At 60.7% G+C, this 16,230-nt stretch carries 17 protein-coding genes; 11 read left to right on the top strand and 6 right to left on the bottom strand.

Annotation, left to right across the window (positions count from 1 at the left end; translation table 11 throughout):
- The first annotated feature begins 22 nt into the window (after positions 1-22).
- Together NTD85_RS25605 and NTD85_RS25600 are read left to right on the top strand one after the other, a co-directional pair.
- Positions 23-454: an OsmC family protein gene (locus NTD85_RS25605; RefSeq protein WP_007962818.1), complete on the top strand. Its 432-nt coding sequence runs from the start codon at positions 23-25 to the stop codon at positions 452-454.
- A gap of 213 nt (positions 455-667) precedes the next feature.
- Positions 668-907: a DUF1161 domain-containing protein gene (locus NTD85_RS25600; RefSeq protein WP_262143516.1), complete on the top strand. Its 240-nt coding sequence runs from the start codon at positions 668-670 to the stop codon at positions 905-907.
- Positions 908-913: 6 nt separating this feature from the next.
- Here the strand turns inward: NTD85_RS25600 and NTD85_RS25595 are convergent, their stop codons facing one another.
- Both NTD85_RS25595 and NTD85_RS25590 read right to left on the bottom strand, forming a co-directional pair.
- A complete protein-coding gene (locus tag NTD85_RS25595) occupies positions 914-1,333 on the bottom strand; it encodes a hypothetical protein (RefSeq protein ID WP_262143514.1) in 420 nt (139 codons plus the stop codon).
- 40 nt (positions 1,334-1,373) lie between these two features.
- Positions 1,374-1,796, bottom strand: a complete 423-nt coding sequence (locus NTD85_RS25590; protein WP_003220379.1) for a hypothetical protein — start codon at positions 1,794-1,796, stop codon at positions 1,374-1,376.
- A 58-nt stretch (positions 1,797-1,854) separates the two neighbouring features.
- Between NTD85_RS25590 and NTD85_RS25585 the strand changes: the two genes are divergently transcribed.
- Positions 1,855-2,931 carry an aminopeptidase gene (locus NTD85_RS25585; RefSeq protein WP_262143513.1) on the top strand — a complete coding sequence of 359 codons (1,077 nt, stop codon included), beginning with the start codon at positions 1,855-1,857 and terminating at the stop codon, positions 2,929-2,931.
- 100 nt (positions 2,932-3,031) lie between these two features.
- On the opposite strand, the gene NTD85_RS25580 is transcribed toward NTD85_RS25585, so the two are convergent.
- Both NTD85_RS25580 and NTD85_RS25575 read right to left on the bottom strand, forming a co-directional pair.
- Entirely contained in the window at positions 3,032-3,682 is a 651-nt protein-coding gene (locus NTD85_RS25580; RefSeq protein ID WP_103519927.1) for an HAD family hydrolase, read from the bottom strand.
- 28 nt (positions 3,683-3,710) lie between these two features.
- Positions 3,711-4,256: a gamma carbonic anhydrase family protein gene (locus NTD85_RS25575; RefSeq protein ID WP_103519928.1), complete on the bottom strand. Its 546-nt coding sequence runs from the start codon at positions 4,254-4,256 to the stop codon at positions 3,711-3,713.
- A gap of 62 nt (positions 4,257-4,318) precedes the next feature.
- Between NTD85_RS25575 and prlC the strand changes: the two genes are divergently transcribed.
- Together prlC and NTD85_RS25565 are read left to right on the top strand one after the other, a co-directional pair.
- A complete protein-coding gene (prlC, locus tag NTD85_RS25570) occupies positions 4,319-6,397 on the top strand; it encodes an oligopeptidase A (protein WP_262143512.1) in 2,079 nt (692 codons plus the stop codon).
- Complete coding sequence (locus NTD85_RS25565; RefSeq protein WP_003220371.1) at positions 6,394-6,678, top strand: YheV family putative zinc ribbon protein; 285 nt, start codon at positions 6,394-6,396, stop codon at positions 6,676-6,678. The genes prlC and NTD85_RS25565 overlap by 4 nt, the downstream gene beginning before the upstream one ends.
- A 45-nt stretch (positions 6,679-6,723) precedes the next feature.
- Here NTD85_RS25565 and NTD85_RS25560 read toward each other — a convergent pair whose 3' ends face one another.
- Positions 6,724-7,368 (bottom strand): dual specificity protein phosphatase family protein, encoded by a 645-nt coding sequence (locus NTD85_RS25560; protein ID WP_045122239.1) that lies wholly within the window; start codon positions 7,366-7,368, stop codon positions 6,724-6,726.
- A gap of 307 nt (positions 7,369-7,675) precedes the next feature.
- On the opposite strand from NTD85_RS25560, the gene NTD85_RS25555 reads away from it, so the two are divergent.
- From NTD85_RS25555 to NTD85_RS25530, 6 genes are all read left to right on the top strand, one after another.
- Positions 7,676-8,422 (top strand): gluconate 2-dehydrogenase subunit 3 family protein, encoded by a 747-nt coding sequence (locus NTD85_RS25555; protein ID WP_103519929.1) that lies wholly within the window; start codon positions 7,676-7,678, stop codon positions 8,420-8,422.
- A 2-nt stretch (positions 8,423-8,424) separates the two neighbouring features.
- Positions 8,425-10,209: a GMC family oxidoreductase gene (locus NTD85_RS25550; RefSeq protein ID WP_003220366.1), complete on the top strand. Its 1,785-nt coding sequence runs from the start codon at positions 8,425-8,427 to the stop codon at positions 10,207-10,209.
- Positions 10,210-10,221: 12 nt separating this feature from the next.
- Positions 10,222-11,526: a c-type cytochrome gene (locus NTD85_RS25545; protein WP_262143511.1), complete on the top strand. Its 1,305-nt coding sequence runs from the start codon at positions 10,222-10,224 to the stop codon at positions 11,524-11,526.
- 74 nt (positions 11,527-11,600) lie between these two features.
- Positions 11,601-12,659, top strand: coding sequence for a PA0069 family radical SAM protein (locus NTD85_RS25540; RefSeq protein WP_262143510.1), 1,059 nt, complete (start codon positions 11,601-11,603; stop codon positions 12,657-12,659).
- A gap of 238 nt (positions 12,660-12,897) precedes the next feature.
- Entirely contained in the window at positions 12,898-13,629 is a 732-nt protein-coding gene (locus tag NTD85_RS25535; protein WP_103519934.1) for a carbonic anhydrase, read from the top strand.
- 90 nt (positions 13,630-13,719) lie between these two features.
- Positions 13,720-15,246, top strand: a complete 1,527-nt coding sequence (locus tag NTD85_RS25530) for a SulP family inorganic anion transporter (protein ID WP_003220357.1) — start codon at positions 13,720-13,722, stop codon at positions 15,244-15,246.
- A gap of 138 nt (positions 15,247-15,384) precedes the next feature.
- Here NTD85_RS25530 and NTD85_RS25525 read toward each other — a convergent pair whose 3' ends face one another.
- Entirely contained in the window at positions 15,385-16,017 is a 633-nt protein-coding gene (locus NTD85_RS25525) for a hypothetical protein (protein ID WP_262143509.1), read from the bottom strand.
- Positions 16,018-16,230: the final 213 nt, after the last annotated feature.

The following is a 16,230-nucleotide window of genomic DNA, read 5'->3' as shown; positions in this document are numbered from 1 at the left end:
GCCAGATCTTGAGGAGGCAGACATGGCTATCGTGAAGAAAGCATCCGCGCATTGGGCAGGCGATCTGAAAACCGGCATCGGCTCGATCTCTACCGAGACTGGCGTGCTCAGAGAAGCGCCGTACGGCTTCAAGGCCCGCTTCGAAGGCGGCAAGGGCACCAACCCGGAAGAACTGATCGGCGCGGCGCATGCCGGCTGTTTTTCCATGGCGTTCTCGATGATTCTCGGTGATGCGGGCCTGAAGGCCGAGAGCATCGACACCCAGGCTGAAGTCACCTTGGATCAGGTCGAAGGTGGCTTTGCCATCACCGCGATCAAGTTGATCCTCAAGGCGAAAATCCCGGGCGCTACTCAGGCACAGTTTGAAGAGCTGAGCAACAAGGCCAAGGAAGGATGCCCGGTGTCCAAGGTGTTGAATGCGAAGATTACCCTTGAGGCTTCGCTGGTCAGCTGAGTCAGCGCTGACTGACCTATTCGCGAGCAAGCCCGCTCCCACCTTTGAAATGCATTCCAATGTGGGAGCGGGCTTGCTCGCGAAGGAGATCTGAATAGCACCACAGTCTCTGAAGATGTGAGCGAAGTCAGAACCCGCGCTGCAAAAATATGGTCGAATAAGTGACAGCAGGTTCAGCGCACGCCCGTGCGCGCTGCCCCAGGGAGCTTCAAAATGAAACGTATTGGCTTGGCGATCCTCTGCAGTGCACTGGCCACCTCGGTTCTCGCCGCACCCAAAGACTGCGAAGAACTCAAGAAAGAAATCGAAATCAAGATCCAGGCGAATGCCGTGCCCTCCTACACACTGGAAATCGTCAGCAAGGAAGAGGCCGACAAACACGACGCGGCGATGGTCGTCGGTGCCTGCGAGTACGGCACCAAAGCGGTCATCTATCAGAAAAACAGCATCTGATGCGTCTCAGCTGAGGCAGTCGGTGTCGCGATCCTCAGCGACGATTTCGTGCCTGGCGTTGTATAACCGGGCGCTTGGTGTGAAGCCGAGTGAACGGCCCTCCAGCATGTAACGCTGCCCGGCCTCGAAATGGTCGTAGCGGATGTACAGATAGCACAGTCGCTCGACAGGGCCGGTCATCAGACTGCCGCCGCCGCCAAACACTTCGAAGTCGTAACGCACCCGCAGCTCATGGCTGCCGGGGGTGACCTGGAAGAAACGCCCGTCGCTCAGGCGTTGATTATCCAGGCGCTCGGCCATGAGCAATTTGCCGCCCGGGGTCGGCGTCGAGAAATCGACCCAGGCCATTTGTGGATCGACCGGTGGCAATGGGGTCTGGCAGCCGGCGATGACGCCAAACGCGAGCAACAGCATCAACTTGCGCATGATGGATGTCTCAGGATTCAGACCTTAAGCATAGCCCCGATCAAGTGCGCTGACAGCCTGCCGGTGTGCCCTGGCCGACCACATTGTGTTGCTCGTCATAGAGCTTGGCCCATGGCCGGAAACCGATGCTGCCAGCTTGCAGCTGATAACGCTGACCGGCGTTGAAGTCCTTGAATTTCACATTCAACTGGCAGTCGCGCCACAGCGGTTCGGCATCGGGGCCGATGTTGGTGGCTTCGACCGGGAATTGATAGCGCACCTGCAATTGGTGGCTGCCGGGCTCAACCTCAAAATAACGTTTGTCGACGGTCACCTTGTCATCGACTTTCAGCGCTTGCAGCGCGGTGTCCTGTTGCCGGGCATCGAGATCGATCCAGGCTTGCGAGGGGTCAGGATCGGGCATTCCGAATCCGGCACAACCGGCCAGCGTCAGCAGGCCTCCTGTCAGCATCAACATGCGCATAGCGAAGCTCCAAATGGCGGGATAGTCTTGCGGGCAGACTTTCCAAAGGATTTTTATTTTGAGCAGGCCGCTTCCAAGCCATGGGTTACTTGATCGCGTTTTTCGGATTTTGTTTCCGGGTGTGATGCTTTTGTTGCTCAACGGTTGTTCCAGCGTCAGCTATTACAGCCAGTTGGCTGGCGGCCAGTTGCAGTTGCTGCGGGCGCGTGAGCCGGTGGCGGAGGTGATTGCCGACCCGAGCCGCGACGCAACATTGCGCGCGCACCTGGTCCAGTCGCAAAAGGCCCGAGTCTTCGCCAGCGAGCACTTGCACCTGCCGGACAACCAGAGCTATCGGCTGTACGCTGACATCGGCCGGCCCTATGTGGTGTGGAACGTGTTCGCCACTCCGGAGTTTTCCCTGACGCCCCAGAGCCATTGCTTCCCGATTGCCGGGTGCGTGGCCTACCGCGGCTATTACAGTCAGAGCGCGGCCCGTGGCGAGGCGGCGATCCAGCGCCTGCAGGGCATGGACGTGTCGATTGGCGGCGTCGAGGCCTACTCGACGCTCGGCTGGTTCAATGACCCGATTCTCAATTCGATGATGGGCTGGGGCGACGAACGCGTGGCCACGCTGATCTTTCACGAACTGGCGCACCAGCGCTTCTACGTGAAAGACGACACCGAGTTCAACGAGTCTTACGCCACCTTCGTCGAACAGGAAGGCACCCGCCAGTGGCGCGCGTTTCGCGGCTTGCCGCCGGAGAACAGCTCGTTGATCACCCAGCGCGACCAGTTCACCGTACTGGTGCTCGAGACCCGTTCACGTCTGGAGAAGCTCTATACGCAGCCGCTGCCAGCCGAACAGATGCGAGCCCGCAAAGCGGCGGAGTTCGAGCGGTTTCGCCAGAATTACCGGGTGATGCGCGACAGCCAGTGGGGCGGCGACAAGCGTTATGACACTTGGGTCAATGCGCCGTTGAATAATGCGCGGTTGTTGCCGTTCGGGCTGTATGACCAGTGGGTGCCGGCGTTTGCGGCGTTGTTCAGGCAGGTCGGGGGGGATTGGCTGCGGTTTTATGCTGAGGTCGAGAGGTTGGGTGAGCTGCCGGTGGCTGAGCGTAAGGCGGCACTTAGAGCGCTGGCCGAATCCTGATTGCGCATTGGCTGAACCGGCCCCTTCGCGAGCAAGCCCGCTCCCACAGTTGAAATGCATTCACTTTGTGGGAGCGGGCTTGCTCGCGAAGACTGACTGATCAGCGCCGCAAAAACGCCTGGTGCAACTCCGCCAGCGTTTCAAAATGATAAGCCGGCGCCTCTGCACTCAACTCTTCAAAACTGCCAAACCCATACCCCACCGCCGCCGCATCCACGCCGTTGCTGCGCGCACCGATCAGGTCATGCTTGCGGTCGCCGATCATCAGCGTATTGGCCGGATCCAGCCCTTCTTCGGCGATCAGGTGCGCAATCAGCTCGACCTTGTTGGTTCGCGTGCCATCCAGCTCACTGCCGTAGATCACCTTGAAGTGTTTAGCGAAGTCGAAGTGCCGGGCGATTTCCCGGGCGAACTCCCAAGGTTTGGAGGTCGCGATATACAGCTGTCGCCCTTGCCCGCTGAGAGTTTCCAGCAGCGGCGTGACGCCATCGAACACACGGTTTTCGTACAGGCCGGTGACCTTGAAGCGCTCGCGGTAGAAATTCACCGCTTGCCAGGCCTTGGCCTCGTCGAAGCCATAGAACTGCATGAACGCCTGCAACAGCGGCGGGCCGATGAAGTGTTCGAGTTTGGTCAGGTCCGGCTCGTCGATGCCGAGTTTGCTTAAGGCAAACTGGATGGAACGGGTGATGCCTTCACGCGGGTCGGTCAGGGTGCCATCGAGGTCGAACAGTACGGTCTGGTAATGCATGAGAAATCCTGAGCAGGTGTAAGTCGTTTCAGAGCTGGTCGTAGCCTTCGGCCAGATGCAGGTCCTTGAGCTTCACGTAGTTCGCCGCGCTGTAGGTGAAGAAGGCTTGTTCCTTGTCGGTCAGCGGGCGGATCTGCTTCACCGGGCTGCCCACGTACAGAAAGCCACTTTGCAGGCGCTTGCCCGGCGGCACCAGGCTGCCGGCGCCGATGATCACATCATCCTCGACCACCGCGCCGTCCATGACGATGCTGCCCATGCCGATCAACACGCGACTGCCGACGCTGCAGCCATGCAGCATGACCTTGTGGGCGATGGTCACGTCATCGCCGATCAGCAGCGGGAAACCATCCGGGTTGAACGGGCCGGCGTGGGTGATGTGCAGCACGCAGCCGTCCTGCACGCTGGTGCGCGCACCGATGCGGATGCGGTGCATGTCGCCACGGATCACGGTCAGCGGCCAGACGGAGCTGTCTTCGCCGATTTCGACGTCGCCGATCACCACCGCCGAGGCGTCGACAAACGCGCCTTTGCCGAGTTGCGGGGTGTGATTCTGGTACTTGCGAACGGGCACGATAAGTTCTCTCTCTGTCGCCGATAGCTGCGGTGAGTGTCGATTGTAATTAAGATGGGCGCATGTTTCTTCCAGCCAAGGTGCCAACCGTGAGCGTGAACAACCCTCTTCTGCAGTCCTACGACCTGCCGCCGTTCTCCACGATCCGTGCCGAACACGTGCTGCCAGCCATCGAAACGATCCTGGCCGACAACCGCGCCGCCATCGCCGAAATCCTCAAGACCCAGGGCCAGAATCCGACGTGGGCCGGCCTGGTGCTGGCAATGGACGAACTCAACGATCGCCTCGGCGCTGCCTGGAGTCCGGTCAGCCATCTCAACGCCGTGTGCAACAGCGCTGAACTGCGCGAAGCCTACGAGTCGTGCCTGCCAGCCCTGAGCGCCTACTCCACTGAGATGGGCCAGAACCGCGAACTGTTCCAGGCTTATGAAGCGTTGGCCAACAGCCCGGAAGCCGCCGGTTTCGATGTGGCGCAAAAAACCATTCTGGAACACGCCCTGCGCGATTTCCGTCTGTCGGGTATCGACCTGCCGGAAGCCGAACAGAAGCGTTACGCCGAAGTGCAGAGCAAACTGTCCGAGCTGGGCAGCCGCTTCTCCAACCAGTTGCTCGACGCCACGCAAGCCTGGACCAAGCACGTCACCGACGAAGCCGCCCTCGCCGGCCTGACCGATTCGGCCAAGGCGCAAATGGCCGCCGCCGCGCAGGCCAAAGGCCTTGATGGCTGGCTGATCACCCTGGAATTTCCGAGCTACTACGCGGTGATGACCTACGCGCAAGACCGCGCGCTGCGTGAAGAAGTCTACGCCGCCTACTGCACCCGTGCGTCGGATCAAGGCCCGAACGCCGGTCAGAACGACAACGGCCCGGTGATGGAAGAGATCCTCGACCTGCGTCAGGAGCTGGCCAAGCTGTTGGGCTTCGCCAGTTTCTCCGAGCTGAGCCTGGCGACCAAAATGGCCGAGTCCAGCGATCAGGTGCTGAGCTTCCTGCGCGACCTGGCCAAACGCAGCAAGCCGTTCGCCGCGCAGGATCTGCAGCAGCTGCGCGCCTACGCCGCCGAGCAGGGCTGCGCTGATCTGCAAAGCTGGGACAGCGGTTTCTACGGGGAAAAACTCCGCGAGCAACGCTACAGCGTCGCTCAGGAAACCCTGCGCGCCTACTTCCCGATCGATAAAGTCCTCGGTGGTCTGTTCGCCATCGTCCAGCGCCTGTATGGCATCGAAATCGCTGAACTGAAAGGCTTCGATACCTGGCACCCGGACGTGCGCCTGTTCGAAATCAAGGAAAATGGCCAGCACGTCGGCCGCTTCTTCTTTGACCTGTATGCCCGCGCCAACAAGCGCGGCGGTGCGTGGATGGACGGCGCCCGCGACCGTCGCCGCACCGTCGACGGCGTGCTGCAAAGCCCGGTGGCCAACCTGGTGTGCAACTTCACCCCGGCCGACAGCGGCAAGCCTGCACTGCTGACCCATGATGAAGTGACCACCCTGTTCCATGAATTCGGCCATGGCCTGCATCACCTGCTGACCCGTGTCGATCACGCCGGTGTCTCCGGGATCAACGGCGTGGCGTGGGATGCGGTCGAGCTGCCAAGCCAGTTCATGGAAAACTGGTGCTGGGAGCCGGAAGGCCTGGCGCTGATCTCCGGTCACTACGAAACCGGCGAACCACTGCCGCAGGACCTGCTGGAAAAAATGCTCGCAGCGAAGAACTTCCAGTCCGGGCTGATGATGGTGCGTCAGCTGGAATTCTCGCTGTTCGACTTCGAACTGCACGCCACCCACGGTGACGGTCGCAGCGTGGCCCAGGTGCTGGAGGGCGTGCGCGATGAGGTGTCGGTGATGCGTCCACCGGCGTACAACCGCTTCCCCAACAGCTTCGCGCACATCTTCGCCGGCGGTTACGCGGCGGGTTACTACAGCTACAAGTGGGCGGAAGTGCTGTCAGCCGATGCCTTCTCCAAGTTCGAAGAAGACGGCGTGCTCAACGCCGAGACCGGTCGCGCCTTCCGCGAAGCGATTCTGGCGCGCGGCGGTTCGCAGGCGCCGATGGTGCTGTTCGTCGACTTCCGTGGCCGTGAGCCATCGATTGACGCACTCTTGCGCCATAGCGGCCTGAGTGAGGACGCAGCAGCATGAGTGAGGCACCTGTGATTACCAAGAAGCGCTTTATCGCCGGGGCTGTCTGCCCGGCGTGCAGCGAGCCGGACAAACTGATGATGTGGAACGAGGACAGCGTGCCGCACCGCGAGTGCGTGGCCTGCGGTTACTCGGATACGCTGAACGAGCAGGGGTTGTCGGTTCCCAAGGAACTGGGCACGCGGGTCAATACCAGCGCGCTCAAGCCGGCGGCGGACAAGACGGTCCAGGCCGTGCAGTTTTTCCCGAATCCGAAACTGAAGAAAAAGTCCGAAGACTGAGCCGGCGATTGACCCTCCACGGTGCAATGCCGTGGAGGGTGCGGCTTACTTGAGGTTGACCGACTGGAACCAGCTCTTCATCGAGCAGGTGGCAAAGGCACTGGTGCTGCAATCGCCGTTGGCCAGCGCGGTGCGCAGTTTGTCGACATCAGCCTGCATCACGTAGCGCACGCTATCTTTGAAGTGACCGCTTTCGCCAAAACCACCTTCGGTCATTTCACGCAACGCGTCTTCCTTGCTCCAGCCCTGCACCACAATCCGGTACATCGCCGCCATCAGGCCGGTGCGGTCGGAACCATGCTTGCAATGCATCAGCACCGGGCCGTTGGTTTCGGCAGCCTGAATCGCGCGCAGGGTCTTGAGCACATCGCTGTCATCAACGTGGTTGGTGCGATATGGCAACTGCACCTGATTGATACCCGGCTCGGACAACCAATTGCTGTCAGCTTCCGGCAGGAAGTTGATCACCGTCACCACTTTCAGATTTTTCAACAACGGCACCACGCCGCCATCCGGCAAGGCACTGCGGTAGAGCGTGGGCGACATCTGGAACAGGTTGTATTGCACTTCCACCGGCTGCGCCCACTCCGGCGGGCGCGACGGCGCAGAGGCGTCAGCCTGGGCCGGCATCAAATGCAGCAGGGCAACAAGCGACAAACACAAAGCAGGAAAAAGGCGCACTCGAGACATGCTGGGCTGACCGTATCGGGATTCATCAATGAAAGGTCCCGTAGTTTCCAGGGATGAGGGTCAAAGCCCTGTGAGGCACTTGTCAAAGAATCGTGAATCCGCACGATTTCATTGAGCACTTCAGTAAAAAACTGTGGGTTTTTCCGCTGAATCGGTTCATCCCGATGTGTAGCCTGCTACCATTTGTCACACGATGTTGCAGGCGTCCCCCTTTTCCCGGTCAACCACCGGGCCACGCCGCGACGAAAAAATGCTCAAGCCGTTCGCAGAAACGGACAACCATCAATGCCTGATGAGGTGCACCCCCATGTCTGATGCAGATCGAGACAACCCCCGGCGTGAGTTCCTGCGCAAATCCCTGACCCTGATTCCCGTGGTCACCCTCGCCGGTACCGGTCTGGGCAGCAGCGTGTTGCAAGCTGCGCCTGAGGCTACCCCGGCGGCGCCAGCAGCCACACCGGCCAAGGCGGACGCCAGTGCTTATCAGCCGAGCTATTTCACCGCCGAGGAATGGGCCTTCATCAACGCCGCCGTGGCGCAATTGATCCCCAACGACGAGCAAGGCCCGGGCGCCCTGGAAGCCGGCGTGCCGGAATACATCGACCGCCAGATGAACACCCCGTACGCCGCCGGTGCCCTGTGGTACATGCAAGGCCCGTTCAACGCCGACGCCGCGCCGGAGATGGGCTGGCAGAGCAAACTGGTGCCAAAAGAGATCTATCGCCTGGGCATCGCCGCGACGGATCAGTGGGCAAAATCGCTCAACGGTAAAACATTTGCCGAGCAAGACAGCGCTACCCGAGACGATCTGCTCAAGCAACTTGAAGCCGGAAAACCGCAGTTCGATGCGGTTCCCGCGAAGATTTTCTTCAGCCTGCTGCTGCAAAACACCAAGGAAGGGTTCTTCTGCGACCCGATCCACGGTGGCAATAAAGGCATGGTCGGCTGGACCATGATCGGCTTCCCCGGCGCCCGCGCCGATTTCATGGATTGGGTGGAACGCAACGAGCAATACCCCTTCCCGGCAGTTTCGATTCGCGGCGAGAGGGCTTGAGCATGGCAACGGTAATGAAGAAGGTCGACGCAGTGATCGTCGGTTTCGGCTGGACTGGCGCGATCATGGCCAAGGAGCTGACCGAAGCCGGGCTCAACGTGCTGGCGCTGGAGCGCGGGCCGATGCAGGACACCTATCCCGACGGCAACTATCCGCAGGTGATCGACGAACTCACCTACAGCGTGCGCAAAAAACTCTTTCAGGACATCTCGAAAGAAACCGTCACCATCCGCCACAGCGTCAACGACATTGCCCTGCCGAACCGCCAGTTGGGTGCGTTCCTGCCGGGCAATGGTGTCGGCGGCGCCGGTCTGCACTGGTCGGGCGTGCACTTTCGCGTCGATCCGATCGAACTGCGCATGCGCAGCCATTACGAAGAACGCTACGGCAAGAGTTTCATCCCCAAGGACATGACCATCCAGGACTTCGGCGTCAGCTATGAAGAGCTGGAGCCGTTCTTCGATTTCGCCGAAAAAGTCTTCGGCACCTCCGGCCAGGCCTGGACCGTGAAGGGCCAACTGGTCGGTCAGGGCAAGGGCGGTAACCCGTACGCACCGGATCGCTCCAATCCGTTCCCGCTGGAAGCGCAGAAGAACACCGTTTCCGCACAACTGTTCGGCAAAGCGGCGACAGAGGTCGGTTACAAACCCTACAACCTGCCTTCGGCGAATACTTCAGGCCCTTACACCAATCCCTACGGCGCGCAGATGGGCCCGTGCAACTTCTGCGGATTCTGCAGCGGTTACGTTTGCTACATGTATTCCAAGGCTTCGCCGAACGTGAACATTCTGCCGGCGCTGCGTCCGCTGCCGAATTTCGAGCTGCGCGCCAACGCCCATGTGCTGCGGGTCAACCTCGACAGCACCAAGTCCAAAGCCACCGGCGTGACTTACATCGACGGCCAGGGCCGCGAGATCGAGCAACCGGCGGATCTGGTGATCCTCGGCGCCTTCCAGCTGCACAACGTGCGCCTGATGCTGCTCTCGGGCATCGGCAAACCGTACGACCCGATCAGCGGCGAAGGCGTGGTCGGGCGTAACTTCGCCTACCAGAACATGGCGACCATCAAGGCGTTCTTCGACAAGGACACCCACACCAACAACTTCATCGGCGCCGGCGGCAACGGCGTGGCGCTGGACGATTTCAACGCCGACAACTTCGACCACGGTCCGCACGGCTTCGTCGGCGGTTCACCGATGTGGGTCAACCAAGCGGGCAGCCGTCCGATTGCCGGCACCTCGAACCCGCCCGGCACCCCGGCCTGGGGCAGCCAGTGGAAGCGCGCGACCGCCGATTACTACACCCACCAGGTGTCGATGGACGCCCACGGCGCGCATCAGTCCTACCGTGGCAACTACCTCGATCTGGACCCGGTGTACCGCGACGCCTACGGTTTGCCGCTGCTGCGCATGACCTTCGACTGGCAGGAAAACGACATCAAGATGAACCGCTTCATGGTCGAGAAAATGGGCAAGGTCGCCCAAGCCATGGGCCCGAAAGCCATCGCGGTGATCGGCAAGCAGGTCGGTGATCACTTCAACACCGCGGCCTACCAGACCACCCACCTCAACGGTGGCGCGATCATGGGCACCGATCCGAAGAAGAGTGCTCTGAACCGTTACTTGCAGAGCTGGGACGTGCACAACGTGTTCGTGCCGGGAGCTTCGGCATTCCCGCAGGGCCTGGGTTACAACCCGACCGGGCTGGTGGCGGCGTTGACCTACTGGTCGGCCAAGGCGATTCGCGAGCAATACCTGAAAAACCCCGGCCCGCTGGTTCAGGCTTAAGGAGCGATGACCATGAAAAATCTCGTTATTGCTACCCTGGCCCTGCTCGGCAGTGCTGCCGTGCACGCCGCCGATGTCGATCAAGCGTTGATCAAACAAGGCGAATACCTCGCCCGCGCGGGTGACTGCGTGGCCTGCCACACCGCCAAGGGCGGCAAATCGTTCGCCGGCGGCCTGCCGATGGAAACGCCGATCGGCACGATCTATTCGACCAACATCACCCCGGACAAAACCGGTGTCGGTGATTACAGCTTCGAGGATTTCGACAAAGCGGTGCGCCACGGCGTCGCCAAAAACGGCAGCACGTTGTACCCGGCAATGCCCTATCCGTCCTACGCCCGGGTCAGCGAAACCGACATGCAAGCGCTTTACGCTTACTTCATGCACGGCGTCGAACCGGTGGCCCAGGAGAACAAGGCCAGCGACATTCCATGGCCGCTGAGCATGCGCTGGCCGCTGATGGGCTGGCGCTGGCTGTTCGCGCCGAAGGTCGAGGACTACAAGGCCACCTCGGATGATCCGGTGATCGACCGCGGCGCCTATCTGGTCGAAGGCCTCGGCCATTGCGGCGCCTGCCACACGCCACGGGCCCTGACCATGCAGGAAAAATCCCTGAGCGCCACCGACGGCAAGAACTTCCTCGCCGGCAGTGCGCCGCTGGAAGGCTGGATCGCCAAGAGTTTGCGCGGTGATCACAAGGATGGCCTGGGCAGCTGGAGCGAAGCGCAACTGGTGCAATTCCTCAAAACCGGGCGCAGCGACCGCAGTGCAGTGTTCGGCGGCATGAGCGATGTGGTCACCCACAGCATGCAGTACATGACCGATGCCGACCTGATCGCAATTGCTCGTTACCTCAAGTCGCTGCCGGCAGTTGATCCAAACGATCAGCCGCACCAGTACGACGAGAAAGCGGCCAAAGCCCTGTGGAACGGCGACGACAGCCAGCGCGGCGCGGCGGTGTACATCGACAACTGCGCGGCCTGCCACCGTACCGACGGCCATGGTTACACCCGAGTGTTCCCGGCGCTGGCGGGCAATCCGGTGCTGCAATCGGAAGACCCGACCTCGCTGATCCACATCGTGCTCAAGGGCGGCACCCTGCCGGCCACACACACCGCGCCATCGACCTTCACCATGCCGGCGTACGCCTGGCGGTTGTCGGATCAGGAAGTGGCGGATGTGGTGAGTTTCATTCGTGGCAGCTGGGGCAACAAAGGGGCACCGGTCAAGGCCAGTGATGTGGCCGCGCTGCGCAAGGATGACATGCAGACCACGTCCGGTGATGACCTCGGTCAGGTGACGCAACACAACAACTGAGCAATCGCCCGACGGCACTAGTCAGATGTGCTACGCCCCGATACTGTGTGCATATACAGTATCGGGGCGTTTTCATGTCTACTCCATTGCCACCTCGCGGTCGCGGCACCGCGACCAACCCGCACAACCGCTTTGCGCCGAATCGCTCGGTGGTCGAGGACGACGGCTGGTACCAGGAAGTGCCCGAGACGCAGAACACCGAGGTGATGATCGAGACCGCGAAAACCATCATCACCCGCAACACCTCGCCTGACCTGCCGTTCGACCGCTCGATCAATCCCTACCGCGGCTGCGAGCACGGTTGCATCTATTGCTATGCGCGACCGAGCCACGCCTATTGGGACATGTCGCCGGGGCTGGATTTCGAAACCCGGCTGATCGCCAAGACCAACGCCGCCCAGGTGCTGGAGGAACAGCTTGGGAAAAAGGGCTATCAATGCGCGCCGATCAATCTGGGTTCCAACACCGATCCGTATCAGCCCATCGAACGCGAGCACAAGATCACCCGGCAGACCCTCGAAGTGCTGCTGCGCTACCGGCATCCGGTGACCATTGTCACCAAGGGTTCGCTGATCCTGCGCGACCTCGACCTGCTCACCGAACTGGCGCAGCAACGGCTGGTGGCGGTGATGATCAGCCTGACCACGCTGGACGACGAACTCAAACGCATCCTCGAACCCCGTGCCGCCGCGCCCAAAGCCCGATTACGAGCGATCCGGGTGATGCGCGAAGCAGGCATTCCCGTGGGGGTGCTGTGTTCGCCAATGATTCCGATGATCAACGACAGCGAAATCGAAAGCCTGCTGACCGAAGCCCACGCCGCTGGCGCGCAAAGCGCCGCCTACATGATGTTGCGCCTGCCGCTGGAGGTGGCGCCGTTGTTCGAGGAATGGCTGCAGGCGCACTATCCGCAGCGCGCCGCCCATGTGCTGAGCCTGATCCGCCAGAGCCGTGGCGGCGAGCTCTACGACAGCCGTTTCGGCGCGAGGATGCGCGGCGAGGGGCCGTTTGCCGACCTGCTTGCGCAGCGTTTTGCCAAAGCCATTAAACGTCTCGGTTTGAACCACCGTGAAGGCTACAACCTCGATTGCGCGGCCTTCTGTCCGCCGGGTCGCCAGATGTCATTGATTTAGCGACAATTAGCCTACGGTTGATGGGTTGGAATCCTTCCGTCGAAACACGCCAGTCACGTTTTTTGTGATCTGGAACACACGTTCTAGAGCGCTTGATTCAGTTTGAGTTAAGTTTCGGCGGCTACCTTGTTCATCGAGTGACTGACGGGTCGGGATGGCCCGGATGTTTTAAACAGCCACTGGCTTCATACCGGAATACACGGGAACGACTCCCCGAATCCGCCAAAGAGGATGAATCATGAGTGACAAGGATAAACAGCCGTTGGCTGCGTCGGCGCAAGCCGTCCCTGGGGCGGCATCCGCCGATGCAGCGCTGCGAACGATCGTTGACGGCTTTTTGCATTTTCATCATGAGGTCTTCCCCCAACAGGAAGAACTCTTCAAGAAACTCGCCACGGCGCAATCGCCACGGGCAATGTTCATCACCTGTGCCGACTCGCGCATCGTGCCCGAGCTGATCACCCAGAGCTCCCCCGGGGATCTGTTCGTGACCCGTAACGTCGGCAACGTCGTGCCGCCTTACGGCCAGATGAACGGTGGCGTTTCCACCGCCATCGAATACGCGGTGCTGGCACTGGGCGTGCAGCACATCATCATCTGCGGCCATTCCGATTGCGGCGCCATGCGTGCGGTACTCAACCCGGACAGCCTGGAAAAAATGCCGACGGTCAAAGCCTGGTTGCGCCACGCCGAAGTGGCAAAAACCATGGTGCACGAAAACTGTAATTGCGCCGACGAAAAAGAAAGCATGCCGATCCTCACCGAGGAGAACGTCATCGCCCAACTGCAGCACTTGCGTACCCATCCTTCGGTAGCCTCGCGCATGGCGAACGGTCAACTGTTCATCCATGGCTGGGTCTACAACATCGAAACCAGCGAAATCAAAGCTTACGACGCGGATCAGGGACGCTTCCTGCCGCTCGACGGCAGCCATCCGATTCCGGTGGCGACGCCCAAAGCGCGCTTCTAAATCTTCCTAAAAATCTGTGTGGTTTGACGCCGGCCGCTGTTTCAGCGGTTCGGCGAAGCCATGCCTGAAGAAAACTTCGGGAGAGTCACCATGCGTGCTGCTCAATTGAAAGCGGTTCTGCCACGGGAGCTGCTGGCTTCGGTGGTGGTGTTTCTGGTCGCGCTGCCGCTGTGCATGGGCATTGCGATTGCGTCAGGGTTGCCGCCAGCCAAAGGCCTGATCACCGGGATCATCGGTGGCCTGGTGGTCGGTTGGCTGGCGGGTTCGCCGTTACAGGTCAGCGGGCCGGCGGCGGGTCTGGCGGTGCTGGTATTCGAGCTGGTGCGTCAGCACGGCATCGAGATGCTCGGGCCGATTCTGTTGCTCGCCGGTTTCCTGCAACTGGTGGCCGGGCGCCTGAAGCTCGGTTGCTGGTTTCGGGTGACGGCGCCAGCGGTGGTCTACGGCATGCTGGCGGGGATCGGCGTGTTGATCGTGCTCTCGCAAGTGCACGTGATGCTCGATGCCAAGCCACAACCGTCCGGGCTGGATAACCTCACGGCCTTCCCCGGCGCGGTAGCGCAGGCCTTGCCGTCGTTCGGCTGGCAGGCCGGGTTGCTCGGGTTGGCGACCATTGCGGTGATGTGGCTGTGGGAGAAGTTTCGCCCGCATTCGCTGCGCTTCATTCCCGGTGCGCTGCTCGGTGTCGGTCTGGCCACGGGTGCCAGCCTGCTGCTGGCGCTGCAGGTCAAACGCGTCGAGGTGCCGGAGAATCTGGCCGAAGCCATCGACTGGCTGAAACCGGCGGACCTGCTCAGCCTTGCCGACCCGACGCTGCTGATCGCTGCGTTTGCCGTGGCGTTTATCGCCAGCGCCGAAACGCTGTTGTCCGCCGCCGCGGTGGATCGCATGCACAACGGCGTGCGCTCGGATTTCGACCGTGAACTGTCAGCGCAAGGTGTCGGCAACATGCTCTGCGGTCTGGTCGGTGCGCTGCCGATGACCGGGGTGATCGTGCGCAGTTCGGCCAACGTGCAGGCCGGCGCGACCACCCGTTACTCGACGATCTTCCATGGTCTGTGGCTGCTGGCATTCGTGCTGTTGCTGTCGAGCGTGCTGCAGAGCATTCCGGTGGCGAGCCTGGCGGGGGTGCTTGTGTATACCGGTTTCAAACTGGTGGACTTGAAAGCGTTTCGCGGCCTGGGCCGTTACGGGCGGATGCCGATGTTCACCTACGCCGCCACGGCGCTGGCGATCATCTTCACCGACCTGCTGACCGGTGTGTTGATCGGTTTCGGTTTGACCATGTTGAAACTGGCCTTCAAGGCTTCACGCCTGAAAATCAGCCTGATCGACCTGCCGCAGGACGGCGAGATGGAGTTGCGTCTGGTGGGCGCAGCGACATTCCTCAAGGTGCCGGCACTGACCCAAGTGCTGGGCAGCATTCCAGCGGGCACAACGGTGCATGTGCCGCTCAATAACCTGAGCTACATCGACCATTCGTGTCTGGAGTTACTGGAAGAGTGGGGCCGGGCGAATGCGGCGAAGGGGTCGAAGCTGTTGATCGAGTCGCGCGGGTTGAAGCGACGGCTTGAAGGTAGGGTTCGGACTAATACCGGGATCGGTGCGGCTGGTTAAATCCCCCGCTTGCAAAGAACCCCTGTGGGAGGGGGCTTGCTCCCGAAGGCGATGGATCAGTCGATATTGATATTGACTGACCCACCGCCTTCGGGAGCAAGCCCCCTCCCACAATTGGGATTTGTACCGGGCTTTGAATCAGGCAGCTGGCTGATCCAGCTCCAGGCCCACACCCAGGCGACGGCCCATGCACGGCCAGCGCTTCCACGCGGCACCGGTATCCGGGCTGATCAGTTTGTCGCGGTAGGCATCTACCGATTCCAGCGCAAAACTATCGTCGTCGAGCATCTTGTCGATGGCGTGATGCACCACTTCGTCCAGTTGATTGGCAAATTCCTCACCGAGCAATTGGTGAGCAATCAGATTGGCGACCGTCATGTCCAAGGGGATCAGTGGCTGGCCGAGGTGCTTGATGTACAGGTCGTTGACCTCTTCGACAAAGCGGTGCGCCAGATAGGCTTCGTCCAGCAGGCTGTCCAGGCCGACCGGCGGCTGGAGGAAGTACTGCTCGGCGATTTTCAGCACCGGTTTGATCTGCGACTCGATTCCCGCTTCCCTGGCAACTTCATTGGCTGCGTCCAGCATGTCTGGTACTTCGTCGATATAGGCGGTGACAAAGCTCGTCAACGCTTCTTCGCGGTTAGCGTCCGGCAACTGGATGGCCGAATGCAGATGAGGCAACTTGGCTTCCAGCTGACGCTTGAGGCGTCCGGTTTCATTTTCGGTTTGTCGGGCTTTTTGGATCTGCTCGCGCAATGCGGCGGTGTTCATGAAAACTCCAGGAAACAAGGCAATGAAATAGGGAAGACATAACTTAGCTGGCTTACGAAAAATGCTAAGACGCATTTGTCATAATTATTTCATCCTTGATACACCTGCGTTATATCGGTTTGCCACCACTCGTCTGCATCCTTCTCCATTCGTGCCCTTGAGCGCAAGTCCCGGCTGTTTCAGATCATTTACGCGATCGCGTTGCAATTCTCC

Source organism: Pseudomonas sp. 13B_3.2_Bac1 (genome assembly GCF_025466205.1).
GTDB classification, from domain to species: domain Bacteria; phylum Pseudomonadota; class Gammaproteobacteria; order Pseudomonadales; family Pseudomonadaceae; genus Aquipseudomonas; species Aquipseudomonas fluorescens_H.
The sequence above is the reverse complement of the archived record's forward strand: the minus strand, read 5'-3'. Positions and strand labels throughout refer to the sequence as shown.